Source organism: Algiphilus sp. (genome assembly GCF_965216485.1).
In the GTDB taxonomy this organism is placed as follows: Bacteria; Pseudomonadota; Gammaproteobacteria; order Nevskiales; family Nevskiaceae; genus Algiphilus.
The window spans coordinates 1,922,169-1,947,070 of sequence record NZ_OZ244162.1; the positions used below are offsets into that span (position 1 = coordinate 1,922,169).

The following is a 24,902-nucleotide window of genomic DNA, read 5'->3' on the forward strand; positions in this document are numbered from 1 at the left end:
CCACGCAAAGGGGAGAGTGCGTGCAGCAGAAAACAAGAAATCCAACCGGTTGGGGCTTCATCGAGGACGCCATGAGTCCGGCCGAGCGCAAGGCATTGATTCCGATGGCGGGTACGCTATTTGGCGGGCAGTTGCCGGAGGCCGAGGCAGCGCCCACCGCTGCCGACATTGCCCTGCCGCCCTCACGGTTGCGCATCCCGGAGTCCCTGGCCCATGTGCTGAGTGATGACCACGACGCCCGCGTTCTGCACGCACGCGGCCGCAGCTATCCGGATCTGGTGGCGCTGCGCCAGCGTGCGTTGGCGGAGGCGCCCGATGTGGTCGCTACCCCGAACAGCGAACAGGCGCTGCTCGACGTGCTCGATTGGTGCGCGCGTTGCAAGGCTGCGGTGATTCCCTTCGGTGGTGGCTCCAGCGTCGTGGGTGGGGTCAATGCCGAGGGCATGGAGGCTTTTGGCGGTGTCGTCACGCTGTCCCTTCAGGCCATGGACGGGATACACGACATCGACCCGCGTGCCGCGACCGTGCACGCTGGCGCCGGCATCCTCGGCCCGGCGCTGGAGTCGGCCGTCAAGGCGCAGGGTCTGGCGATACGGCACTTCCCGCAGTCCTACTTTCATTCCTCGCTGGGGGGCTGGGTGGCAACCCGGGGCGCCGGGCATTTCTCGACGCAGCACGCCAAGATCGAGGACCGAGTGCAGGCGCTTCGCGTGGTGCTGCCCGACGGACGCATCGCGGAAACCCAGCGGCTGCCCGCTGGCAGCGTGGGGGTGGACCCGAACCGCCTCTGGTGCGGTTCGGAAGGCGCACTGGGCATCATCACTTCGGTGTGGCTGCGCTGCGTGCGCGAGCCGCAGCATCGTGTGGGCTGCGGCATCGCTTTCGATGACTTTCCCTCGGCGCTGGAAGCGGCGCGTACGCTGCTGCAGTCGGGCATCTATCCCACTCAGCTGCGGATTCTGGATCCCTATGAGCACATGATTTCGCGGCTCATGGCGGGCCGCTCCGCCAAGGGCGCACTGATGGTGCTGGCCTTTGAATCCGCGGGCGCTCCGGTCGATGCCCTCATGCAGGCCGCGCAGGCGATCGCGGCCGAACACGGTGGGCAGGTGCAGCAGGGCGGTGACAGCGATGGCACCGGCGATTGGAAGAACACCTTCTTCCGTCAGCCCTACCTGCGCGATGCCATGCTCGATCACGCCGGCGTGGTCGATACCTTCGAGACGGCCGTGCTGTGGTCGCAACTCCCCGATGCCTATCACGGCATCCGGCAGCGCGTGCTCGATGCCCTGCAGCGCGAATGCGGTGGCGGTGCGGTCACCTGTCGCGTCACCCACGTCTACAGCGACGGTTGCTGTCTCTACTTCGGATTCTTCGCCCCCGGACGACGCGATGCGCTGGCCGCACAGTGGCAGGCGATCCGCGATGCTGCTGCCGAGGCGGTGACCGCCTTCGGCGGAACCGCCTCCCATCATCATGCGATGGGCCGCATGCATCGCGGATATGCCCGTGACGAGCTGCCGGAAGCCTTCATTGACGCCTTGCATGGAGCGCGCTCGCGGCTGGACCCGGACGGCCGCATGAATCCGGGTCTGCTGCCTGAGCCCATGCGCGCTACCATGCCGGCAACACAAGGGAGCCGTTCATGACCAACATCGATGCAAAGGCGCCGGTCTGCGTCACCGGGGCATCAGGCTATATCGCGGGCTGGATCGTCCGCTATCTGCTGGAAGAGGGCTATACCGTGCACGCCACGGTACGCGACCCCTCCAAGCAGAGCAGCGTCGGCCACCTTCAGGCCATCGCCGAAGCGCAGCCCGGCACGCTCAAGCTGTTCGCGTCCGATCTGAACCAGCCCGGAAGCTTTGACGAGGCGGTGCAGGGATGCCAGGTGGTCATGCACACGGCGTCCCCCTTCGTACTGTCGGGATACGACGATGCCGAGGCCGCCCTGGTGCGCCCTGCCGTGGATGGCACGCGCAATGTGCTGGAGGCGGTAAATCGCTGCGCGGATGTGCAGCGCGTGGTGCTGACCAGCAGCGTGGCCGGCATCTATGGCGACAGCGCCGATATTCGCAACACCGAGAACGGTGTCTTCACCGAGGCGGACTGGAATACCACCAGCAGCGTGGACCACAACCCCTACCAATACTCCAAGGTGGCAGCTGAACGCGTGGCCTGGGAGATCTGCAAGGCGCAGTCGCGCTGGGACATGGTCACCATCAACCCGGCGATGGTGCTGGGGCCGTCGCTGACCAATGCCAGCCAGTCGGCGAGCATCGACCTGCTGCGCCAGCTCGCGGACGGGCGCCTGCGCGATGGCGTGCCCCGTCTCAGCATGGGCATTGTCGATGTGCGCGAAGTCGCGCGGGCGCATCTGCTGGCCGCCTTTACGCCGGACGCGGAAGGGCGTTACATCCTGTGTTCGGCGTCGCGCACCATGCTGCGGATGGCAACCACCTTGAAGAGTCGCTTCCGGGACGGCTATCGCTTCCCGAAGCGCGAGCTGCCCAAGCCGCTGGTCTGGCTGTTCGGGCCGATGAAGGGGCCGGTGACGCGCCGTTTCATCAGCCGCAACGCCGGCTATGACGTGCGTTTCGACAACAGTCGCAGCCGCGCCCTGGGGGTCGAGTACCGCACGCCGGAAGACACCCTCGTGGAGCACTTCCAGCAGATCGTCGACGACGGCCAGATTCGCAGCCGCAAGGCAGCCTGACGCGCAACCGGACTGTCATGGCGGTGTGACAGCATCGCAATCCTCGTTTCATATAGAGGTTGCGACGTGACGCAGAATCCACCGCCCTTCGCCCCGCGCGGCGAAGCGCTGCTGCACTTCCGCAAATGGCTGCGCCACGGGCGCAGCGTGGCCGCGCTGACCCCGTCGGGGCAGGCCCTGTCGGCCGCCAGTGTCCGTCGCGTGTCCGCCGAGTATCCGCAGACCATCGTGGAATTGGGTGCAGGTACCGGTGCGGTCACGCGCGCTGCCGCCGCGCGCATGCATCCGGACAGCCGCTTGCTTGCCATCGAATCCGATGTCGACTTTGCACGCATGCTGGAGCAGACGGTGCCACGGGCCGAGGTACTGTGTGCATCGGCCATGTCGTTGCAGGCAATTCTGGCGGCGCGCGAGGTGACGCGGGTCGACGTGATCCTCAATGGTCTGCCGACACCAAGCCTGCCGCAGCCTCAGCGCGATACGGTGTACCAGGCCATCGCCGACTTGCCGGGGCAACCCTGGGTCTCGCAGCTGACGGTGATGCCGTGGGTCTTTTGGCGCTTCTATCGTCGCTTCTTCGAGGAAGTCCACTTCGAAGCCGCCTGGCGCAATCTGCCGCCAGCCGGCGTCTATCACTGCCGGGGCCTGCGCCCGCTGCGCTAATCGGATGGCTGCGGCTGTACGCCGTGGCGCCAGCCCGCCAGATCGACTTCCAAACCGCGCGCGGCATGATCGAGGGCGCTGCGGAAGGCGGTCGGAATCGGCTGCTTGCCGAGGGTGTGGTGGTCGACGATGACGTAGACCGTTTCCGCCTCGGCCAGAGCCTGCCCGTCGTGCAGCCGGGAGATCGCGGTACGAAGGCGGAAAGAAGTGGTTCCCACATGGTCGACGCTGACGCCGAGTGCGAGCACTTCATCGAAGGCGGCAGGCGCCTGCCAGGTGATGCTTTGCTTGACCAGCTGGTAGTCGAGCCGTCCTTCGACGAAGTCCTCGGCAAAGCCCAGGGCACGCACGAATTCGGTGACGGCCACATCGACATAGTCGGCGTAGCGCGCATTGAACACGACGTTCTGGGCGTCCACTTCGGCGTAGCGCACGCGCAGCAGGCAGCGAAAGGCGGAGGTCTCGGACATGGGGCTCGGTCGGTAGCAATGGCTGAAGATGCATCGATCGGCGATGATGCAGCCATGCAGTCTATCGCGCGATTCTCGATCTCGGCCTTGGCTCCGGCCTTCCTCCTTGTGTTGCTGTCCGCCTGTGGCGGAGCGCGGGACAGCTATGACGGTCCGCCGCTGTCGCGCCTGGCCCCGGATGCGGTCGTGCTGGCCTTTGGCGACAGCCTGACCTATGGCACGGGTGCAGCGCGGGAGGCGTCCTATCCGGCCCGGTTGGCCGATCGAATCGATCGGCGCGTGGTGAACGCCGGTGTGCCAGGGGAAACCAGTGGGGAGGGGCGGCAACGTCTGCCGCAATGGCTACAGCGCAGCCAGCCCGATCTGGTGCTGCTCTGTCTGGGCGGCAACGACATGCTGCGGCGGCAGAGCACCGAGGCGACGCGCGACAACCTGGCGGCCATGATTGCCATGATCCGCAATCATGGTGCGGAAGTCGTGCTGATCGCCGTGCCCAAGCTGCAGGCATGGTCGCTGGAGCCACACCCGATCTACGCCAGCCTGGGTGAGACGCTGCAGGTGCCCGTATTGGAGGCGGCACTGGCAGAGATTCTGTCGGAAGGCAAACTCAAGTCGGATGCCATCCATCCCAATGCGCGTGGCTATACGCAACTGGCCACAGCGTTGCATGACCTGCTGACATCCGCCGGCGCTTTGCCGTAATCGCCTGTCGACGGAAGCAGGGTATGATCCACAAAGCGCGGTAACCGTTCCCGAACGTCATGCACGACAACGTGAGACCCTCCGCCTTCAATCGAGAAAGCCTTGGCCGCCTCAGCGTGCAGGAGCGCATTGAGCTGGCGACCTACATCACGGCCTTCGGTGTCTACCATCTCGATCAGGGCGGACGTATCCGCAGCTGGAATCCGGGTGCGGAAAGGCTGACCGGGTTTACCGCGCGCGATGTGCTGGGCGAGCCCTTCGCACGCTTGTTCGGTCACGAGGCGGTCCAGCGGCAGCAGCCGGAGCAGGTGCTCAGTTTCTGTCGGGCGCACCAGCGCGTGCGCGAGCCGCAATGGCGCGTGCGGGCCGATGGTCAGCCCTTCCTCGCGGATGTGTCGATGGAGCTGGCACGGAATGCGCGCGATGGCGAAATCCTCGCCTTCGTCGAAGTGTTCGAGGACATTACCGAGCGCAAGGAGCGTGAAGACGCGCTCTACCGGCAGGCGACCCGAGACGCGCTGACCGGCGTTGCCAACCGGGGGCACTTCACCGAGGTGGCCAACAAGGAGATTGAGCGCGCCAAGCGCTTTTCCGAGCCGCTCAGCATTGCGCTGCTCGACATCGACCACTTCAAGCATGTCAACGACACCTATGGCCACGCCGCAGGCGATACCGCCCTCAAGGCCTTTACTGCCGCGGTCGAGAGCGATATCCGCGCCATCGATCTGATGGGCCGCATCGGCGGCGAGGAATTCGCTTTGCTGCTGCCACGCGCCAGTGCGTCGGCGGCGGCCGAGATGCTGCAGCGCACGCGCCAGGTGGTCAGCGCCTTGCGGGTATCCACAGACGACGGACGGGTCTTCAGTTTTACAGTCAGCGGCGGTGTCGCCGAGCTGCGGGACCGCGGTACCCATCTGGCCGCGCTGCTGCGCCAGGCCGATGCGGCGCTCTATCGCGCCAAGCGCGAGGGTCGCAACCAGATCATCGTGTGGAGAGATCTGGAGGATGTGCTGCGCCCGCGTCGCTAAGGCTGTTGCGACCGCAGCCAGTCGGGCAGGGCGGCGATGGAGGGCAGTACGGCATCCGGTTTGACCGCAGTGCGCTGCAGGGTCGTGTCGCGATACTTGCCGGTCTGCACCAGCAGACCCCGCATGCCGGCTGTCTGCGCACCGCCCACATCACTGTCGATGTCGTCGCCGACCATGATGCACTGCGCAGGCGTGCGCTCCATGTCCTCGGCCGCAAGTGCAAAGAAGGCTTCGTTGGGCTTGCCGATGACGGTGGCCCTGATCTGGGCGGCGTACTCCAGGCCGGCGACGTAGCAGCCGATGTCGAGGGAAAGCCCCTCGGCGCTCTGCCAGTAGCGGTTGCGATGCATGGCGATGAGTTCGGCGCCCTGCATCAGCGCCTGGAACAGGCGGCCGAGCAGGGCGTGGTCCCAGCGCGGGCCGATGTCGCCGATCACCACGCAGTCAGGGTCGTCGGGGTCGCGATCGTCCACGCCGAAAGATTCGCGCACCGCGTCATCGACGACCAGCAGCGGATGCCGGTGGCCGCGCTGCGCGAGGTAGCGCTGCGTCGCCGTCACGGCGCTGAACAGCTGATCGGGGGAGACCTCGATCCCCATACCGCTCAATGTGTCGGCCAGGCTCTCGGCCGTACGCGTGGTGGTGTTGGTGATGAAGCGATGCGGAATTCCCTGGCTGCGCAGCCATTGCAAGGTATCGACGGCACCGTCGATCGGCGCGCTGCCGACATGCAGCACGCCATCGATATCGAGCAGGATGCCGGGATGGTCAGAATCCTGATGCATGGCGATAGGGCACGCAGGAATCGTGCCCGTACGGTCTACTGCAAGGCGTGCCGCGACAGCACGCCGAGTTCGACCACATTGAGGGTGGCCTCATGGCAGGCCGAGAGCAGGACCGGGGGCGCCACGCCGTCCTCGGCCGCTTCGGCCCAGCGCGCTGCGCACAAACACCACCGGTCCCCCGGCCGCAGGCCCTTGAAGCCAAACTCCGGACGGGGCGTCGACAGATCATTGCCCTGGGCGCGGGTATAGGCCAGGAATTCCTCGGTCATGATGGCGCAGACGGTATGCATGCCGACATCGGCCGGGGCGGTATGGCAGAAGCCGTCGCGAAAGAAGCCGGTGCTGGGGGTATCGCAGCAGGCTGTCAGTGGCTGGCCAAGAACGTTGCGCGCGGTGGAGGTTGCCATGAGGGTTCCTTTTTGTGAGGGATGGCGCCGGCGCCAGGAGCGCTACAGGCTGCGCAGTCCGGCGAGATAGCGCTGCCCGTTCTGCACATAGTGCTGCGCGGACACACGGATGGCCTGCGCGTCGGCGTCGGTGGTTTCGCGCACAATCTTGCCCGGCGCCCCCATGACCAGCGAGTTGTCCGGAATCTGCTTGCCTTCGGTGATCAAGGCACCCGCGCCGATGATGCAGTTCTTGCCGATACGGGCGCCGTTGAGTACGACTGCGCCAATGCCGATCAGCGTGTTGTCTCCGATGGTGCAGCCGTGCAGCATCACCATATGGCCCACCGTGACACCGCGACCGACGTGCAGCGGGAAGCCCGGATCGGCGTGCAACACGCTGCCGTCCTGGATATTGCTGTCCTCGCCAATGTGCAGGGTATCGGCGTCGCCGCGCAGCGTGCAGTTGAACCAGACGCTGGCATTCGCGCCGAGGCGCACATCGCCAATGACCGAGGCATTGTCTGCGATATAGACGCTGGCCTCAGGGAGCTGCGGGGCGATCTCGTCGATGGTGTAGAGCAAAGCACTTTCTCGCTGGAAATGTTGTGCCACTATGCCCAGCGCCTGTAGTCGCCACAAGCGATGCGGGTCATCTGCCATGCCGTGGGGAGGACGATGCCATGCGCGAGCTGAAAGACAAGACGGTCTGGATCACCGGCGCCTCCGGGGGGATTGGAGAGGCACTGGCGGTGGCGGCGGCCCAGCGGGGCGCCCGTCTGCTGCTGACGGCGCGCCGCGAGGATGAGCTGGCGCGGGTGCAGGCGCGCTGCGCCCCCTTCAGCACCTGCGCGCTGCTGCCGCTGGATCTGATGACGGTCGATGCCGATGCCGCGCTGGAGCAGGCCGAGGCCCTGGTCGGCCCGATCGATGTGCTGGTCAACAATGCTGGTCTGTCGCAGCGCAGTCTGATCCGCGATACCGACATGGAGGTCTATCGCCGTTTGATGGAGCTGGACTTCTTTGCGGTAGTCGCCCTCAGCAAGGCCGTCCTGCCGGGCATGGTGGCGCGTGGCGGAGGGCACATCGTCACCGTCAGCAGCGTGGTGGGCACCATCAGCTCGCCCCTGCGCAGCGGTTATGCGGCCGCCAAGCACGCGCTGCATGGCTTTTTTGATGCCGCCGCGGCGGAGTACTGGGCCGAAGGTGTGCGCTTCACGCTGGCCTGTCCTGGCTTCGTGGCGACTCAGGTGTCGGCCAATGCCCTGACCGGTGATGGCAGTCCCAACGGTCAGGTGGAGGCAAGTACCGCGGCGGGCATGGCCCCCGAGGCATGCGCACAGCGCATCTGGAAGACGGTGGAACGCAACCGCTATGAAGTGACCATGGGTCGCGAGCGCTTCTACGTCTATCTGAAGCGCTTCACGCCGGGGCTCTTCGCCTGGCTGCTGCGCCGCGTCGCCACGCCCTGAGCCGCGCCGCGGAGCGAGCACCATTACACTCGCGCCCTTTGCATCCGTGGAGGCTGCCGTGTCCTTCTATGACGACCATATCCTGCCGGTGGTACTCGACGCCTGCTGTGGCATGAAGGCGATTCAGCGTCAGCGCGCCGCGCTGCTGCCGCGCGCCCGCGGACGGGTGCTGGAGATCGGCATCGGGACCGGGCGCAATTTTCCGTTCTACGCCCCCTTGCAGGTCGAGCAGCTCGTCGGTCTGGATCCTGCAGAGACCATGCACGGCAAGGCGCGCAAACGGGCGGCCGCAGCCGGCATGGAAGTGGAATTGCTCAGCATCTCGGCGGAGGGCATCCCGGCCGCCGCGCGCAGCTTCGACACAGTGGTTTGCACTTTTTCGCTCTGCACGATTCCGGATCCGGTGGCAGCGCTGCACGAAATGCGGCGCGTGCTGAAGCCGGGCGGTGATCTGCTGTTCAGCGAGCACGGGCTGGCGCCCGATACCTCGGTGCAGCGCTGGCAGCACCGGCTGTCGCCGGGCTGGAGCAGGATCGCGGGCGGCTGTCAGCTCGACCGCGATATTCCTGCCTTGCTGGAGCAGGGCGGATTCCGCATCCACGACATGGACGCACGCTACCTCAAGGGGCCCAAGCCCTGGACCTACGTGCGTACCGGCAGCGCGCGCGCCGCCTGAGGCAGACCCTAGCGCGGCTGTTCGCGGCGCAGCAGGAAGAACAAGGTCTGATCCATGCCCTTGAAGTCCATCGCGCCGAGCACGGTGTTGTCATCGACACGGCGGAAGACATCGTGGATCGGACGCTGGTCGTAGCACATGGTGGCACTGAGCTTGCCGCGATACTCGGTCATGCGCAGGCGCGCCTTCGAGCTTCCGGTGGCCAGTAGCGGCTGGAGCCACGGGAAGAGGCCGGCGCTGAAGCCGTTGTTCAGCTGCGGGAAGCGCAGGCCGGTCTTCAGCGGCATCAGGGCGGGGTTGAGCTTGCGGATGCCGCCACTGCGCGTGGAGAACAGCAGTGGATGCACATGGTCGGCATCGACGAACTCCTTGCCATACCAACCGAAGGCTTCGAGTACGCCGTCCAAGGCGTGGCCGGTGGTGTAGCCGTCCCCGCGCCAGCGGCCGAGCATGAAGTCGCAATCGACGGTCTCGAGCTGATCGTAGAAGGCGAAGGCCTCCTCTTCCGAGGCGCGCCCGGTTCCGAGGGTCTGGGTGGCGTCAAAGGGCATGGTGGATCTCCTGCGGCGCGGGGCCTTACATGTTGCGGCGGTATTCGCCGCCGACAGCGTAGAGGGCGTGGCTGATTTCGCCCAGGGAGTGATATTTCACCGCCTGCAGCAGGCTGTCAAAGGTGTTGCGCCGCTCGCGTGCCGTGCGCTGCAACTCGGTCAGGGCGTCTCCCGCCTGGCTGCGGCGCGCGGCGCGGAAGGCCTCGACGGTGCGGATCTGCTGGGTGCGCTCTTCTTCGCTGGAGCGGATCAGCTCGATGTCGGTGGTGATCTCGCCGCCGTGGTCCTTGGACAGGAAGGTATTGACGCCGATCAGCGGCAGGGAGCCGTCGTACTTCTTGTGTTCGTAATACATCGACTCGTCCTGGATCTTGCCGCGCTGGTACATGGTGTCCATCGCCCCGAGCACACCGCCGCGCTCGCTGATCGATTCGAACTCCTTGTACACGGCTTCTTCGACCAGATCGGTGAGTTGCTCTATGAAGTGGCTGCCCTGCCATGGGTTTTCGCAGAAGTTGATGCCCAGCTCCTTGTTGATGATGAGCTGGATCGCCACCGCACGCCGTACCGATTCCTCGGTGGGCGTGGTGATGGCTTCGTCATAGGCATTGGTATGCAGGCTGTTGCAGTTGTCGAGCAGGGCGTACAGGGCCTGCAGCGTGGTGCGGATATCGTTGAACTGGATCTCCTGCGCGTGCAGCGAGCGACCCGAGGTCTGGATGTGGTACTTCAGCATCTGGCTGCGCGCACTGGCGCCATAGCGCTCGCGCATGGCGCGCGCCCAGATGCGGCGGGCAACACGGCCGATGACCGAGTACTCGGGGTCCATGCCGTTGGAGAAGAAGAAGGACAGATTGGGCGCGAAGTCGTCGATCTTCATGCCGCGTGCCAGGTAGTACTCGACGATGGTGAAGCCGTTGGATAGCGTGAAGGCGAGCTGGCTGATCGGATTCGCACCGGCTTCGGCGATGTGATAACCGGAAATGCTGACCGAGTAGAAGTTGCGCACCTTGCGCTGCACGAAGGCTTCCTGGATGTCGCCCATCATGCGCAGCGCGAACTCGGTGGAGAAGATGCAGGTGTTCTGCGCCTGGTCCTCCTTTAGAATGTCGGCCTGCACCGTGCCGCGGACCGTGGACATGGCCTCGGCGGCAATGCGCTGATAGGTCTCGGCGTCCACCACCTCGTCGCCGGTGACGCCGAGCAGCCCAAGGCCCAGACCGTCATTGCCATCGGGCAGATCTCCGCTGTACTCCGGGCGGGGGCGATCCGCGTAGATCTCCTTGATCTTCTTTTCGGCGGTCTCCCAGCGCTTCGGGTCCTCGCGCAGGTATTTCTCCACCTGCTGGTCGATGGCGGTGTTCATGAACATGGCCAGGATCATCGGCGCGGGGCCGTTGATGGTCATCGATACCGAAGTGGTGGGCGCGCACAGGTCGAAGCCGGAATACAGCTTCTTCATGTCGTCCAGCGTGGCGATGGACACGCCCGAATTGCCGACCTTGCCGAAGATGTCCGGCCGCTCGGCGGGGTCCTCGCCGTACAACGTCACCGAGTCGAAGGCGGTGGACAGGCGCGCCACGTCATTGCCCTGCGACAAATAGTGGAAGCGGCGGTTGGTGCGCTCCGGCGTGCCCTCGCCGGCGAACATGCGGATCGGGTCCTCGCCGCTGCGCCGGTACGGATAGACACCCGCGGTGTAGGGGTAGGCGCCGGGCAGATTCTCCTTGAGCAGGAAGCGCAACTGCTCGCCCCATTGATTCGTGGTGGGAGCGGCGATCTTGGGGATCTTCTGGTGCGACAGTGATTCGCGATAGTTCTCGACCCGGATGGTCTTGTCGCGCACCTGATATTCGTTGACCTCGTCCGTCACCGCGCGGTAGCGCTCGGGCCAGTCGCGCAGCGCACCGAGGGCGTCGCTGTCGAGGCTGTCGAGTGCATCCTGGTAGCGCTGACGCAGGCGCAGCAGGCTGCGATCGTCCTCGGCCTGGAGGGCGTCGCGTTCGTAGGCTTGCAGCGGTTCCGGCAGCTTGGGGTCTTCCAGTTCGCTGAGTGCGGCATAGAAGTGCTGCGCGCGCTCAGCGGCTTCGGCCTGGGCTTCGACACGGTCGTTGGTGGAACGACCGGATTCGGCGATCTCTGCCAGGTAGCGGTTACGCGCGCCGGGGATCAGCACGGTTTCACGCGGCTCCTTGACGCTGGTATCCACCGACGGGCTCCAGTGGTCGGCCGGCAATTCCAGCTTCTCGCGCAGCAGACGGCACAGCTCGGCGAACATCCAGGTCACGCCCGGATCGTTGAACTGGCTGGCGATGGTGGGGTAGACCGGGACCTGGTCGTCGGCGAGCGAGAAGGCGGTACGGTTGCGCTTCCACTGCTTCTTGACATCGCGCAGGGCGTCTTCCGCGCCACGGCGATCGTACTTGTTGAGCACCACCAGTTCGGCGAAGTCGAGCATGTCGATCTTCTCGAGCTGACTGGCAGCACCGTAATCGCTGGTCATGACATACATCGGGAAATCGACCAGATCGACGATCTCGGAATCGCTCTGGCCAATACCGGCGGTCTCGACCACGATCAGATCGAAGGGCTGCGCGCGCAGATAGGCAATCGCGTCCTGCAGCATCTCGGTGGTGGCGGCGTGCGCGCGGCGCGTCGCCATCGAGCGCATGTACAAGCGCTCACTGCGCAGACTGTTCATGCGGATGCGGTCGCCCAGCAGCGCGCCGCCGGACTTCCGCCGTGTCGGGTCCACTGCGAGGATGGCGATGCGCATCTCGGAGAAAGCCCCCAGGAAGCGCAGCATCAACTCGTCGACCACCGACGACTTGCCGGCACCGCCGGTGCCGGTGATGCCCACCACCGGTGTCTTGCCGGCAGCGAGCTGCCATTGGCGATGCAGCTGGCCACGCTGGTCCTCGCTGAGCACGCCATCCTCGATCAGCGACAGCGCGTCCGCCAGGCCCTGGTCGTCTTTGGCGGGCTGGGCCAGCGCTTCGGGATCGGGGGTTGCCACACCGCGCGCCTGACGCGCCTTGTGGGTCCGCGCGACGAGGTCGTCGATCATGCCGTCGAGACCCAACTGGGCACCATCATTGGGGTGATAGATGCGCTCCACGCCCTTGTCATGCAGGACCTTGGCTTCCTCCGGCGTGATCGTGCCGCCACCACCACCGAAGACACGGATATGGCCGGCACCGCGCGCTTCGAGCATCTCGACCATGTAGGCGAAGAATTCGTTATGCCCACCCTGATAACTGGAAAGGGCAATCCCGTCCGCGTCTTCCTGAATGGCGGCGCGTACGATGTCTTCGACGGATCGGTTGTGACCCAGGTGAATGACTTCGGCACCGCGCGCCTGGATCATGCGGCGCATGATGTTGATCGCGGCGTCGTGGCCATCGAACAGACTGGCGGCGGTAACGATACGCAGCGGGCTTTGGTCTTCAGCCGGTAGCGGTTGCTGATCCTTGCTGCGAGCGTGCGACTGGGGCATGACCGATCCTCAAAATGAATTTGGATTCACAAAAGTGAGTATGCCTGCCGACCCGGACAGCGTCCACCACTTTTCGGACGAGGTCGTGGGCAGCCTGCGACCAGTGACGTCAACAGGGTCGAGGGCAGGGCGCCATACCGGAGGGCCCGGAGCACGCCTTCGTTGCGAGCCGATCGCCGCGTCGTGGAGAGCATGCGGCGAGCGCGCTACAGGCAACGCAAGCTTGCTCGAGCGACCGGCCGGGAAAGCCGCGTGGACACGCGTGAAGCGCGATGCGGAGCTTTGCGGTGATGCCCGTCCATGAACGATGCTGCGGCACTTCTCTATCCCGTTGCGTTACACCCTGAACCGTCAACGTGCTGTAACAAGGGCCTGCTTTTATTCCGCGCTTCACGGTTCGTTCAGTTCAGGGAGTGGGAATGCGCAACAAGGCGATGGGGTCCGTGGCGTTTGCTGCGGTCATGGCGATGGGGTTGAGCGCCTGCGACGGCGTCAACAATCGCGTTGTGGTCGGTGAAGGTGGCGGCGATGGTGGAGCCGTGGCGCCCGGCTTCGAACTGCAGCTTCTGCACTTTGCTGATGTGGACGGCGCAGGCGGCGCCGACGACGTGCGCAACTTCTCTGCGCTGGTGGACGGCTTCCGTTCCGAAAAGCCAAACAACACCCTGTTGTTGAGTTCCGGCGACAATTTCATCCCGGGACCCGAGTTCTTCGCGGCTGGTGACGACAGCCTGGCGGATGTCCTCGGTGAACCGGACGCGGGTCGGGCCAACATCGCCTGGCTGAATGCGCTTGGCGTGCAGGCCTCCGTGGTTGGCAATCATGACCTTGACGTGGGGCCGGGCGGACTCGCCGAGCTCATCGCCAGTGACGGCAGCTGGCCAGGGGCGCAGTTCCCATATCTCGCCGCCAATATCGACTTCTCCGGTACGGCCAGCGACGAGGACGTCGATCTGGCTGAACTCACGGTCGCGGATGGTCAGGCGGCAAGCGCCAACAGCGTTGCGGGCAGCGCGACGATTCAGGTGGCGGGCGAGACCATTGGCATCGTGGGTGCGAGCGTACCGAGTCTGCCGAGCATCACGGACACCCGCGGTCTGACCATCATCCCGGCGCCGGGCAGCAGCGTTGCCGAACTGGCCGCAGCCATTCAGCCCAGCATTGATGCGCTGACCAGCCAGGGGATCAACAAGATCGTACTGCTCGCCCATATGCAGCAGCTCGCTGTGGAACGGGAGCTGGCCACCTTGCTGCGTGGTGTGGACATCATCGTTGCCGGCGGCTCCAACACGATCCTCGCCGATAGCAATGATCGCCTGCGCGACGGCGACCAGGCGGCCGACAGCTATCCCATCGAACTCAGTGGTGCGGACGGCAACCCGGTGCTGCTGGTCAATACGGCCGGCGACTTCACCTACCTCGGCCGCCTCGTGGTCGAATTCGACGCTGACGGCGTGCTCGATATCGACAGCATCGACACTGGCGTAAGCGGCGCTTATGCCAGCGACATGCTGCCCAACAGCAGCTTCTCGCCCATCGACACCGTCGTGGCCATCACCGACGCGCTGGAAGCGGTGCTGCAGGCCAAGGATGGCAACGTGCTGGGCTTTACCGAGGTGTACCTCGACGGGCGTCGCAGCGCGGTGCGTACGCAGGAGACCAACCTGGGCAACCTGACGGCGGATGCCAACCTGTGGGTGGCACAGCAGGAGGACGCAAACACGCTGATTTCGTTGAAGAATGGCGGCGGTATTCGCGACGATATCGGTCGTGCCGTGTTCCCGCCGGGGTCGACCGACGTCGACGACCTGCAGTTCCTGGCACCCGCTGCCAACCCGAGCAGTGGCAAGCCGGCCGGTGGCATTTCCCAGCTCGACCTGGAAACCGCGCTCCGCTTCAACAATGGCCTGACCCTGCTGAGCGTGACCGCGGCCGAGCTGGCCGACATCATGGAGCACGCCGTGTCGCGCAGTGGCAATGGCGCGACCCCGGGCCAGTTCCCGCAGGTCAGTGGATTGCGATTCAGCTTCGATGTCAGCCGTCCGGCCCGCGCCAGCGAGGCCGGCGACACCAATCAGGCTGATCCGAATATTAACGGCGATCGCCTGCGCAATCTTGCCGTGGTGGATGACAGCGGTGCGGTCATCGATCAGATCGTGGCCGACGGCATGGTGGTGGGCGATGTCACTCGCCGCTTCCGTCTCGTCATCCTCGACTTCATCGCCAAGTGCGTGGGTCAGGTCGGCGAGAGCTGCGGCGACGGCTATCCGCTGAATGGTCTGAGCGACCCGCAGCGCGTGGACGTGACGGTGGATCCCGGCATGACCAACTTCTCGGAAGCAGGTGGCGAACAGGATGCACTGGCCGAGTATCTACTGGCCTTCCACCCGACCGCTGACACCGCTTTCAGCATGGCGGAGACGGCTGTGGCGGACGATCTCCGCATCCAGAATCTGGCGGAGGGCGCAAGCGACAGCGTCATGACGCTTCCGACCAAGAGCGTGCTGAATCAGATCGGCCGCGTACTGGTGCCGGGCGCCAACTTCGATGAGGGGGCCGCCGAGATCGTTGCCCATGATCCTGGTTCGCAACGCCTGTTCGTGATCAATTCCGACGCGGGCACCATCGATGTCTTCGACTTCAGCAACCCGGCCAATATGCCGCGCATCGCGCAGCTTGATCCGGTCAGTGACGACACCACCACCGGGGTCACCCTCGACGGTGTGAACTCGGTGGCGGTGAGCAGCAAGGGGATCGTTGCGGCTGCGTTGGAAGCGGACCCGGCGACCGACAATGGCCGCATCGGCTTCTACGATGCGCAAAGCCTGCAATACCTGGGCAGCATCGAGGCAGGCCCGCTGCCGGACATGGTGGGTTTCACGCCCGATGGCAATCTGGTGTTCTCGGCCAATGAGGGCGAGACCCCGGAAGACGCCAACGACGACGAGCTCCGTGTCTTTGCCGATGACGTCCCTGGTTCGGTGACCGTGGCAGATATCCGCAACGGCATCGGCAGCGCGACCGTCAGCCGGGTCGGTTTCGAGGACTTCAACGCAGGTGGCAGCCGTGCGGCGGAGCTGCCGGCTGGTGTGCGTATCAATCCCAACGCGCTGTCAGTGGCACACGATCTCGAGCCGGAGTACATCACGGTCTCGGATGACGGCACGCGCGCCTTTGTCAGCCTCCAGGAGAACAACGCCATCGGTGTCATCGACCTTGCGAGCAGGACGGTCGAGCGCATCATCGGTCTTGGCGGAAAGGATCACGGGCTGGCCGCCAATGCGCTCGATGTGAGCGACGATGACGGCGATTGCACAGAAGCCAACCCGGCGTGCATCAATATCCGTCCGTGGGCCAATGTGCGCGGCCTGTACATGCCCGACACCATCGATGCCATCACCCTCGCGGGCCAGGATTTCATCCTGACTGCCAACGAAGGCGATGGTCGCGGCGACGGTACCGACGAGTGCGCGCTCAAGGATCAGGGCGACGCCGGTGAGCCGGTGCTGACCCTCGATCCGGTGGCCTTCCCGAGCGCATCGCTGACCGACGATGAGAATCTCGGCGAGCTGGCCATCTCCTGCGACAAGATCGGCGGCAACACGGCCTTTGCCGGGGACACCGATGGCGACGGTGACCTCGACGAGATCCGCGCATTTGGTGCCCGCTCGATGAGCATCGTGAACGCCGAGGGCGGCATCGTCTCGGATACCGGTGACGATTTCGAGCGCATCACCGCGCATCTGGATCGCTTCGGTGAGACGGTCTTCCTGTTCAACGACACCAATGATGACGGCTCCCCCGAGCGCGACTCGCGCAGTGATGCCAAGGGCCCGGAAACGGAAGCCGTGGTCGCCGGTTTGGTGAATGGCCGCATGCTGGCCTTCATTGGCCAGGAGCGCGTCGGCGGCATCATGGTCTACGACATCACCAACCCGCGGAAGCCGGTCTTCCTCGACTACGTCAACAACCGGGACTTCACGGTCAGCGGCGAAGACTTGAAGGACGGGGTCCTGCCGCTGGATTCGGCAGGGGATTGGGGCCCCGAGGGTCTGGCCTTCGTGACCGCGGCGGACAGCCCGAACGCGCAGAACCTTCTGGTGGTAGGTAACGAGATCACCGGTACGGTGACGGTCTACTCGGTCAACCTCGACTGACCGTCTTCGAGGCAGAACGCGACACCTGTGCCCCGCGCCTTGCGCGGGGCATTTTTTTTGCGCCCTCAGACGAACAGCGCGATTTCCAGGACGCTGGCACGCTTCGGAGAGAAGGATTCTGCGCCAGAATGACGCCCAGTGCAGGGGCGGAGCAGGGTGTGAAGGGCGAGGGCGGGAGCACACGGGGCAGGGCTATGAGATGGAGTTGCGCGGGAGCGCACGTCTGCCTCGCGCCCTTTGTGTTGGGTCTCCTGCTGTGCTTACCCACAACCATCGCGGCGCACAGCGAAGACGGGGCGAGGCGCTGGCGCTTTGCCTTTGCCAATGACGCCTTTCTTCGCTCGGACAACCAATTCAGCAATGGTCTGACCCTGCAGCTGCATTCGCCGCGCGCATCGCATCTCTCTGCAACGCGCGGTACACCGGCTTTCGGCAAAGCCCTGGCGCGCCTGGTGTTGCCCACCGGCAGAGGATGGATGTATCGCGAGGGCTGGGGCCTGGCGCAGGGGGTCCAGAATCCGGACGATCTGGAGCGAACGTCGATCCAGCTCGATGATGTGCCCTACGTGGGCATGCTGGCATGGACCAACAGCTTCATTGCCTTCAACGACAGTGAAATGATCGGGCTTCAGACGTTGGTCGGGTGGGTCGGTCCGTTGAGCTTCGGCGAAGACATGCAGCGCGCGGCGCATCGCATGTTGGCGGTGACGCCGCCCAGTGGTTGGGAACATCAGCTCGGCAATGAGCCCCTGCTCAATGTCTATGTCATGCGCAAGCTAAAGCTCTGGCGTGTGCCCGGGGCGGACATCTCTTTCAGCAGTGACGCGGCGCTCGGCAATGTCTACACCCAGGTGCAGACGGCGCTGGAGTGGCGGTTGGGTCGTTTGCCGCGCGGCTTTGCGCCGCAACTGGCCGCTGTGGGTCGCAGCGTCGAGCATGACGGTCGCATGCGGTGGTCCGGCCGGACCTACGCCTATGCCACCGTGGCGCTTCGCGGCAGTGCCTTCATGTTCGTCATGCCGCGCGACGGCAATCTGTTGCGCAGGGGGAACCGCTGGACGCGGGAGAATACTCTCGATCCCGCGCTGCTGGTGGGCCAGGCCGTGCTCGGCGCCCATCTGGAGCGTCGTGCGTGGAGCGTGCATGCCCATGTCGTGCTGGCTACGGATGCCGTGCGCGGTCTTGGCCGCATCAAGGACCCACGCAACGAATTCGGCGTGATCAGCGTCGAATGGCAGTTCTAGGCCATGTCTCGCGCGATCACGCAGCGGGCTTCACGCCGTGACCGGATGCTCGGAAAACCGATACCAGCGGCGTGTCTCGAAATCGAAGAGCTTGCACTGGGCGAAGATGCCGCGCACCGTCCGCCAGCGGAAGCGGTACTCATGGATGCTGTCGCCAAAGCGCGCCTTGATGTCGGCATAGGCGCCAGGCAAATGGTAGTAGGGCACGTGCGGGTGCACATGATGTGGCACGTGCACCATGATGTTGTGGGTGAGCCACGCCATCGGCCGCGAGAAGTGGATCACCGTGCTGCAGTAGAGCTGACCGACCGCCGGTCCCCATTGTTCGCGATCCAGGAAATACGGAATCTGCGGGTGGGTGTGGTGCAGATAGACGAAGAAAGCGATGAAGTAGTTGAACACGATGAAGGGCAACACCACGCCGGCAAGCACACCGCTCCATCCGCCGCCATAGCGCCAGGCGAGCGCGCTCATCAGCAGGAAGAAGGCGAGGGTGATGCCCTTGCCCACGCGCATGGACCGGCGTTGCTCGGGACTCTGTCCCGGGTTGAATCGGACCATCCCCTGCCACCAGACCCGACGCAGGTAGTGCAGTGCGCAACCCGGAAGCGAGCGTTCGATGCGGTACAGCCAACGCTCCAGCCTACTTGCGCTGCGGTATTCCTCCGGTGTCCAGGGGCGCCAGATCCAATCGATGGAACTCAACGACGTGAAGCCGTGGTGCACCCGGTTATGGCCGAAGGCCCACAGCCGGTAGACATTGAGGGAGGGCAGCATGGCGATCGTGCCGAGCACCTCGCTGAGCCGCCGATTCTCGAACAGTGCGCCGTGTGCGGCGTCGTGTGCCCACACGAAGAGGAAGGCGACGAAGCAACCCGCGCCCAGGCCGAACAACAGCTGCAGCCAGATGGCTTCTGCCAGGAAAACGCCACTCATGCACAGCAGGTAACCCACCGCGTCGACCGCGAGCCCGAAGAGGGCGCGCGGTGTCGAGCGCTGCATGCGCGCGGGCTGGATGCAGGCGCGCACGCTGCGCAGGCTGGTCGCGCGCAGTTGCGGAAGGGGGTCCAAGGCGGTCAAGCCGTCAGAGGGAGCCAGCGGGGCGGAATCGGGCATCGGTGGTCACCAGACAGCGGCCCAGTGGCGCGCCGTATGCTTGTGAAACAATCGCGCCGGAGACTGCCCCAGTTCTGCGCTGCCGACCTTGACCTGGGTCAATGCGCGCGCGGTTGCCGGGCGGGACCAGCTTCAGGGGGTGTATTCGCTGTGGGCGGCCGTGGTGTCGCGTTCATCGCGCCTGGGGCGCAGCAGCGGTTCCTGGATATCGCGCTGATGGATCGCTTCGCGGATCTGGTCCAGGTTTTCGCGCAGGATATCGGCTACCAATTCGTCGGTGCGCGGGTCCTGCAGAATCTGCAGGACCACGCTCAACGAGGTGTCGGCGCTGACCTTTGCGATATCGCGATAGAAGGGCAGGCGCTGCAGATAGGCCGTTCTGGAATCGGCGGCGATCTGGTCCAGGATGGTGTCGACCAGGGTTTGATGATTCTGTTCCAGGGCACGCGCCACGTTCTGGGTGTAGTGCCCCTTCTTCAGGACATCGGCGACCTCGCCGATCACGGCAATGGTGATCGGACGCTTGATGACGCCAATGATGATGTTGGAGAAGCGACGCACAAGGCGATAGACGAATTCCTCGCCGAGCGCGCGATCGGCGGCGCGCCCCAGACGCGACAGCAGGATGATGACCCGCACTACGCGCAGCAGGCGCAGGCCGCGCAGGGCCGGGTCGGCAACCGGGATCATGCCCAGCACCTCGTACCAGCGGCGCAGCGGAAAATTCAAGGGCCAGCCGGCTTCGCGCCACCGGAACAGGAATTCGACCAGGAAGATGCCGCAGACCACGAAGTCGGAAATGATGATCCAGCGCAGGACTTCGGGCGAGACATCGCCGAAGGTCGCCCAGCTCAGCACGATGACCGAGACGAAGGCCAGCACCAGCATGATCCAATCAACCATGCGCACGGTTTCGCGCTGTCGCCCGAAGACAGCCTGAAAGCTGGAATCCTGCTCGGTCATGAATGGCTCCCTGATTCTTTGTGGGGCACGCTAGGGGGCCGGCGAGGACGGGTCAAGGCGGCGTGGCGGCCGGACCCGTCGCGCCTTTCCATTTTCAGCCCTCCACGGAGTGCCGCATGCCTGCACTGACCCACTGGTATTTGCCTTCCTCTGGCTTTCGCCATCAGGCGGGGCCAGGTCACCCGGAATCGCCGCAGCGACTGGTCGCGATTCAACAAGCGCTGAGCGGCCAGAACTTGATCGAGGAGGTCGCGGAGGCCCAGGACGAAGCGCTATTGCGGGTGCATCAGCCGGCGCATCTCGTGCGTATCGCGCGCCTGAAGGGTCGAGATACCCCCTTGGCGCTCGACCCTGATACCCAGGGCAATGGCGATAGCTATGCTGCCGCGCGCCTTGCCGCCGGTTGCGCCGTGGATGCGGTTGACCGTGTGCGTAGCGCAGGCGGCCTGGCCTTCTGCGCGGTGCGCCCCCCAGGTCACCATGCCGAGCCGGGGCGCGCTATGGGCTTTTGCTTCTACAACCATGTGGCTGTGGCGGCCGCACACGCGCTGGCAAGCGGGCTGGAGCGTGTCGCCATTCTGGATTTCGATGTGCATTACGGTAACGGCACTTCGCTGGCCTTCGCCGAAGACCCAAGGGTGCTGGTCTGCCAGACCTATCAGGACCCTTTCTATCCCTTCTGGCGCTCATTGGATCGCGCACACATCGTCGATGCGGCCCTGCCACACGGCTCGGATGGTGAGGCGATGCGGCATGCGGTCGAGACCCATTGGGCACCCACGCTCGATGCGCATGGGCCGCAACTAATCCTGGTTTCGGCCGGCTTCGACGCGCATCGGCTGGACCCGCTGGCCGGATTGCAATGGGAGACCGACGACTATGCTTGGCTCGGCCATTGGATCGGGGACCAGGCGCGACGCCACTGTGCAGGCCATTGCGTGGCGACTCTGGAAGGCGGTTACGAACCGCAGGCGCTTGCCGAATCCGTCGTGGCCTTCTGCCACGCTTTTCATGACAAGGAACAACAGGACAACGATGCAAACCCGACACTGTGATGTAGCCATCATCGGCACCGGTACCGCGGGCATGGGCGCCTATCGCGCGGCAAAGGCCCATACCGACAAGGTGCTGCTCATCGAGGGGGGTGTCTATGGCACCACCTGCGCCCGCATCGGCTGCATGCCTTCAAAGTTGCTGATTGCTGCGGCCAATGCGGCGCACGCGGCGCAGGAGGCCGGTGGCTTTGGGGTGCATGTGAACGGCATGCGGATCGAAGGCAACGAGGTGATGCAGCGCGTGCAGCGCGAGCGCGACCGTTTCGTCGGCTTTGTCGTCGATACGGTCGACGGCTGGTCGGAAGCCGATCGCATCCGGGCGCATGCGGCCTTCGAAGCCCCCGGTGTGCTGCGCCTTGACGACGGTACCCGCGTCGAGGCTGGGCGCATCGTCATCGCCACCGGTAGCCGCACCTTCATTCCGCCGCCGCTGGCAGCCCTTGCGAGGGCGCGTGTCGATACCAACGAGACCGTGTTCGAGTGGCCGGATTTTCCCGCATCCGTGGCGGTGTTCGGCGCCGGTGTCATCGCACTCGAAATCGGGCAGGCCCTGCATCGGCTGGGCGTACGGGTGCGTCTCTTCGGCCGCAGTCAGCGCATTGGCGGCATCACCGACCCCGAGGTGGCGGAGCAGGCGCGCAGCGCCCTTGGGGCGGAACTGCCGCTGGCGCTGAGCAGCACCGTTGACACCGTGGTCGACGAGGGCAATGGCTTCCTCGTGCGCTGGCGCGACGCCGACGGCAAGGCGCAGGAAGAGCGCTTCGCGCGCGTGCTGGCGGCCACGGGCCGGATTCCCAATATCGATGGCCTTGCGCTGGAACACGCCGGCATCCCGCTGAATGCCGAGGGCCTTCCGGATCACGATCCCGCGACCGGACGTTGCGGCGACAGTGCCATCTTCCTCGCCGGCGATGTCACCGGCGAATTGCCGCTGCTGCACGAGGCGGCGGATGAGGGACGCATCGCCGGTGACAACGCCGGCCGTTATCCCCACGTGCAGCCACAGCGTCGGCGCGCACCGCTGGCCGTGGTGTTCTGCGAGCCTCAGATTGCCGCGGTCGGACAGAGCTTTCAGGCGTTGTGTCAGAGCGGGCAGGCCTTTGCCGTCGGGCAGGTGGATTTCGCGGGGCAGGGGCGGGCGCGCGTCATGCGCGAGAATGCCGGCGTGCTTCGCGTCTATGCGGCGCATGGCTCGGGCCGACTGCTCGGCGCCGAGATGGTGGGGCCGCGCGCCGAGCACCTCGCCCATCTGCTGGCCTGGTCCGTCCAGGCCGGCCTCACCATCGACGCGATGCTGGCGATGCCCTTCTACCACCCTGTGGTCGAGGAGGGATTGCGCACCGCGCTGCGCGACTGTGCCCATGCGTTGCACTGCGGGCCGAAGCCGGTGCCGGGCTGTTCCGAATACGGTCCCGGGGATTGAGGCGGCGATGCTGCCTGCTGGCAGCTCGCGTGAGAAGGCATCATGGGCCGCCTGGGCAGGCTATGCTGCCAGCGCGACCACCAGCGCACACTGACAGACCCACTAAGGATGGCATTGATGCTTCAAAGTCTTGAACTACCCAACGAAATGCGCGTCTCCGACACTATGCTCAGCGCCGGTCAGCCGGACGGCATGCAGTTCCGGCAGGCCGCCGATGCAGGCGTGCAGCATGTGATCAATCTTCGTCCACTGCAGGAGCAGGGCGAGGATGAATCCTCGCTGGTCGAGGAGCTTGGCATGCGTTACCACCATCTCCCCATCGCCGGGCCGCAGGATCTGAATGCGGACACGGTGCGCATGCTCGATGGCCTGCTGTCGGAAATCGGTTCCGCTCCCACTGTCTTCCATTGTGCCAGTGGCAACCGCGTGGGTGCCATGCTCGCTCTGCGCGCGGCCTGGCATCAGGGCATGGATAGCGACGCGGCACTGGCCCTTGGGCGGCAGAGCGGCCTGACTAAGATGGAGCCCCTCGTTCGCGAGATTCTGGACAGCACGCCGCCCGCCGCCTGAGTCCGCCATGAACCCGCCCAGTGCCGCCGGCGCGCGCGTGGCGCGCGTGCCGCACACCCTCGTTCTGCTGTTCGGCATGATGGTTGCGGCCTGGCTGATGACCTGGCTGCTGCCACAGGGCAGCTTCGAGACCGTCAAGAACGAGGCCGGCCGCTCGTTGGTGGTGGCGGGCACCTACGCGCCTGTCGATGATCGCGTCCAGCTTTCGCCGCTGGCGCTGTTTACCGCCATACCGCGGGCGATGGCCGATGCTGCGCCCATCATCTTTTTCGTGCTGATCGTGGGCGGCGCCGTAGGTACCTTGCGGGCCAGCGGGGCGATCGACGCCGGGCTCGGGCGGGCACTGCATCTGCTGGCCGATCATCCGGGTTGGCTAATTGCCGGCGGCGTCACGCTATTTGCTACCGCCTCGGCGGCGCTGGGGACCTCGGCCGAGTACATCCCGCTGGTGGCCATCCTGGCGGCGCTGGCAGTGAGCCTGCAGTTCGACCGCATGACGGCGGTCGGCATCGTGCTCGCGGGCTACGGCGCGGGTTACGGGGTTGCCTTTCTCAATCCGTTCACGGTGCTTGCCGCGCACGAAGTCGCCGAGCTGCAGCCGGGCTCGGGCATGTGGTATCGGCTGTTGTTGTTCATTCCCTTTGTCGCCATCGGCATCCATCACGTCTGGCGCTATGCCCGACGCGTGCAGGCCGACCCGGGGCGCAGTCTGGTCGCAGGTCTGCCCGCGAATATCGAGCCCGTCACGGAAACGCTGGCACTTAATACACGGCATCGCGCCTGCCTGTGGGCCACCCTGGGCGCCATCCTGCTCTTGATCTGGGGCATCGGCTGGCGCGGCTGGTATCTCAACGAATTGACGGCGACCTTCTTTGGTCTGGCCGTGGTGATCATCGCCATCGGGCGGCTGGGGGCGAGCACCGGCGCACAGGCCTTCGTGCAGGGGGCCGCCGAGCTGGTGGGCACCGCGCTACTGATCGGTTTTGCGCGTGGAATCAGCCTGTTGCTGGAGGATGGTCAAGTACTGCATACCATCGTGCACGGGCTCTCGATTCCCTTGCAGATGGTTGGAGAGCATCTGGCGGCGGTGGGCATGCTGCTGGTGCAGACCCTGCTCAACCTGTTCATTCCATCGGGTAGCGGGCAGGCCTACGCAACCATACCGATCATGGCGCCGGTGGCAGACCTGGTTGGCATCCAACGGCAGGTGGCGGTACTGGCCTTTCAGTTTGGAGACGGTTTCTCGAATATCGTCGTGCCGACCAACCCCGTACTGATGGGCATTCTCGGCGCAGCCGCCATTCCCTATGATCGTTGGTTGCGTTTCGTGCTTCCGCTGCTCGCCAAATGGCTGGTGGCAGCGGCCGCCGCCCTGATGATCGCCGTGAGTATCGGCTACCACTAGGCGGCGGCGCTGTCGTCGCGTCGC

Annotated in this window: 21 protein-coding genes; 13 read left to right on the top strand and 8 right to left on the bottom strand. The window is 65.2% G+C overall.

Features of this window, described 5'->3' with window-relative positions:
- Nucleotides 1–20: 20 nt before the first annotated feature.
- From ACOOFO_RS08865 to ACOOFO_RS08875, 3 genes are all read left to right on the top strand, one after another.
- On the top strand, nt 21–1,649 hold the full coding sequence (locus tag ACOOFO_RS08865; RefSeq protein ID WP_420426423.1) for an FAD-binding oxidoreductase: 1,629 nt from the start codon (nt 21–23) through the stop codon (nt 1,647–1,649).
- Nucleotides 1,646–2,716 (top strand): SDR family oxidoreductase, encoded by a 1,071-nt coding sequence (locus ACOOFO_RS08870; RefSeq protein WP_420426424.1) that lies wholly within the window; start codon nt 1,646–1,648, stop codon nt 2,714–2,716. Before ACOOFO_RS08865 ends, ACOOFO_RS08870 begins: the two co-directional genes overlap by 4 nt.
- Nucleotides 2,717–2,782: 66 nt before the next feature.
- Nucleotides 2,783–3,379, top strand: coding sequence for a ribose ABC transporter permease (locus ACOOFO_RS08875; protein ID WP_420426425.1), 597 nt, complete (start codon nt 2,783–2,785; stop codon nt 3,377–3,379).
- On the opposite strand, the gene ACOOFO_RS08880 is transcribed toward ACOOFO_RS08875, so the two are convergent.
- A complete protein-coding gene (locus ACOOFO_RS08880; RefSeq protein WP_420426426.1) occupies nt 3,376–3,849 on the bottom strand; it encodes an acyl-CoA thioesterase in 474 nt (157 codons plus the stop codon). The two genes, ACOOFO_RS08875 and ACOOFO_RS08880, sit on opposite strands and share 4 nt — an antisense overlap.
- 54 nt (nt 3,850–3,903) lie before the next feature.
- On the opposite strand from ACOOFO_RS08880, the gene ACOOFO_RS08885 reads away from it, so the two are divergent.
- Both ACOOFO_RS08885 and ACOOFO_RS08890 read left to right on the top strand, forming a co-directional pair.
- The gene (locus ACOOFO_RS08885; protein ID WP_420426427.1) at nt 3,904–4,551 is read left to right on the top strand and encodes an arylesterase; all 648 of its coding nucleotides are present in this window, start codon (nt 3,904–3,906) and stop codon (nt 4,549–4,551) included.
- Nucleotides 4,552–4,622: 71 nt separating this feature from the next.
- Nucleotides 4,623–5,579 carry a GGDEF domain-containing protein gene (locus tag ACOOFO_RS08890; RefSeq protein WP_420426428.1) on the top strand — a complete coding sequence of 319 codons (957 nt, stop codon included), beginning with the start codon at nt 4,623–4,625 and terminating at the stop codon, nt 5,577–5,579.
- Here the strand turns inward: ACOOFO_RS08890 and ACOOFO_RS08895 are convergent.
- The 3 genes from ACOOFO_RS08895 to ACOOFO_RS08905 are packed head-to-tail and all read right to left on the bottom strand — an operon-like array spanning nt 5,576 to nt 7,365.
- Nucleotides 5,576–6,364 carry a TIGR01458 family HAD-type hydrolase gene (locus ACOOFO_RS08895; protein ID WP_420426429.1) on the bottom strand — a complete coding sequence of 263 codons (789 nt, stop codon included), beginning with the start codon at nt 6,362–6,364 and terminating at the stop codon, nt 5,576–5,578. The two genes, ACOOFO_RS08890 and ACOOFO_RS08895, sit on opposite strands and share 4 nt — an antisense overlap.
- Before the next feature lie 35 nt (nt 6,365–6,399).
- Nucleotides 6,400–6,771: a DUF2237 family protein gene (locus ACOOFO_RS08900; protein WP_420426430.1), complete on the bottom strand. Its 372-nt coding sequence runs from the start codon at nt 6,769–6,771 to the stop codon at nt 6,400–6,402.
- Between the two features lie 42 nt (nt 6,772–6,813).
- Nucleotides 6,814–7,365, bottom strand: coding sequence for a gamma carbonic anhydrase family protein (locus ACOOFO_RS08905; protein ID WP_420426431.1), 552 nt, complete (start codon nt 7,363–7,365; stop codon nt 6,814–6,816).
- Between the two features lie 68 nt (nt 7,366–7,433).
- Between ACOOFO_RS08905 and ACOOFO_RS08910 the strand changes: the two genes are divergently transcribed.
- Together ACOOFO_RS08910 and ACOOFO_RS08915 are read left to right on the top strand one after the other, a co-directional pair.
- Nucleotides 7,434–8,222, top strand: coding sequence for an SDR family oxidoreductase (locus ACOOFO_RS08910; RefSeq protein WP_420426432.1), 789 nt, complete (start codon nt 7,434–7,436; stop codon nt 8,220–8,222).
- A 58-nt stretch (nt 8,223–8,280) separates the two neighbouring features.
- The gene (locus ACOOFO_RS08915) at nt 8,281–8,898 is read left to right on the top strand and encodes a class I SAM-dependent methyltransferase (RefSeq protein ID WP_420426433.1); all 618 of its coding nucleotides are present in this window, start codon (nt 8,281–8,283) and stop codon (nt 8,896–8,898) included.
- 8 nt (nt 8,899–8,906) lie between these two features.
- Here the strand turns inward: ACOOFO_RS08915 and ACOOFO_RS08920 are convergent, their stop codons facing one another.
- Nucleotides 8,907–9,449 carry a DUF4334 domain-containing protein gene (locus ACOOFO_RS08920; RefSeq protein ID WP_420426434.1) on the bottom strand — a complete coding sequence of 181 codons (543 nt, stop codon included), beginning with the start codon at nt 9,447–9,449 and terminating at the stop codon, nt 8,907–8,909.
- A 25-nt stretch (nt 9,450–9,474) separates the two neighbouring features.
- On the bottom strand, nt 9,475–12,945 hold the full coding sequence (locus ACOOFO_RS08925) for a methylmalonyl-CoA mutase family protein (RefSeq protein ID WP_420426435.1): 3,471 nt from the start codon (nt 12,943–12,945) through the stop codon (nt 9,475–9,477).
- A gap of 419 nt (nt 12,946–13,364) precedes the next feature.
- On the opposite strand from ACOOFO_RS08925, the gene ACOOFO_RS08930 reads away from it, so the two are divergent.
- A complete protein-coding gene (locus ACOOFO_RS08930; RefSeq protein WP_420426436.1) occupies nt 13,365–17,102 on the top strand; it encodes a choice-of-anchor I family protein in 3,738 nt (1,245 codons plus the stop codon).
- 194 nt (nt 17,103–17,296) lie between these two features.
- The gene (locus ACOOFO_RS08935) at nt 17,297–18,346 is read left to right on the top strand and encodes a lipid A-modifier LpxR family protein (RefSeq protein ID WP_420426437.1); all 1,050 of its coding nucleotides are present in this window, start codon (nt 17,297–17,299) and stop codon (nt 18,344–18,346) included.
- A 30-nt stretch (nt 18,347–18,376) separates the two neighbouring features.
- Here the strand turns inward: ACOOFO_RS08935 and ACOOFO_RS08940 are convergent, their stop codons facing one another.
- Both ACOOFO_RS08940 and ACOOFO_RS08945 read right to left on the bottom strand, forming a co-directional pair.
- Entirely contained in the window at nt 18,377–19,462 is a 1,086-nt protein-coding gene (locus tag ACOOFO_RS08940; protein WP_420426438.1) for a fatty acid desaturase, read from the bottom strand.
- A 132-nt stretch (nt 19,463–19,594) separates the two neighbouring features.
- On the bottom strand, nt 19,595–20,425 hold the full coding sequence (locus ACOOFO_RS08945) for an ion transporter (protein ID WP_420426439.1): 831 nt from the start codon (nt 20,423–20,425) through the stop codon (nt 19,595–19,597).
- Between the two features lie 116 nt (nt 20,426–20,541).
- On the opposite strand from ACOOFO_RS08945, the gene ACOOFO_RS08950 reads away from it, so the two are divergent.
- The 4 genes from ACOOFO_RS08950 to ACOOFO_RS08965 all read left to right on the top strand — a co-directional run bounded on the left by ACOOFO_RS08950 (nt 20,542) and on the right by ACOOFO_RS08965 (nt 24,878).
- Nucleotides 20,542–21,480 carry a histone deacetylase family protein gene (locus tag ACOOFO_RS08950; protein ID WP_420426440.1) on the top strand — a complete coding sequence of 313 codons (939 nt, stop codon included), beginning with the start codon at nt 20,542–20,544 and terminating at the stop codon, nt 21,478–21,480.
- Complete coding sequence (locus ACOOFO_RS08955) at nt 21,461–22,903, top strand: dihydrolipoyl dehydrogenase (protein ID WP_420426441.1); 1,443 nt, start codon at nt 21,461–21,463, stop codon at nt 22,901–22,903. Before ACOOFO_RS08950 ends, ACOOFO_RS08955 begins: the two co-directional genes overlap by 20 nt.
- Nucleotides 22,904–23,020: 117 nt before the next feature.
- Nucleotides 23,021–23,473, top strand: coding sequence for a beta-lactamase hydrolase domain-containing protein (locus tag ACOOFO_RS08960; protein ID WP_420426442.1), 453 nt, complete (start codon nt 23,021–23,023; stop codon nt 23,471–23,473).
- A gap of 7 nt (nt 23,474–23,480) precedes the next feature.
- On the top strand, nt 23,481–24,878 hold the full coding sequence (locus tag ACOOFO_RS08965; protein WP_420426443.1) for a YfcC family protein: 1,398 nt from the start codon (nt 23,481–23,483) through the stop codon (nt 24,876–24,878).
- Nucleotides 24,879–24,902 lie beyond the last annotated feature (24 nt).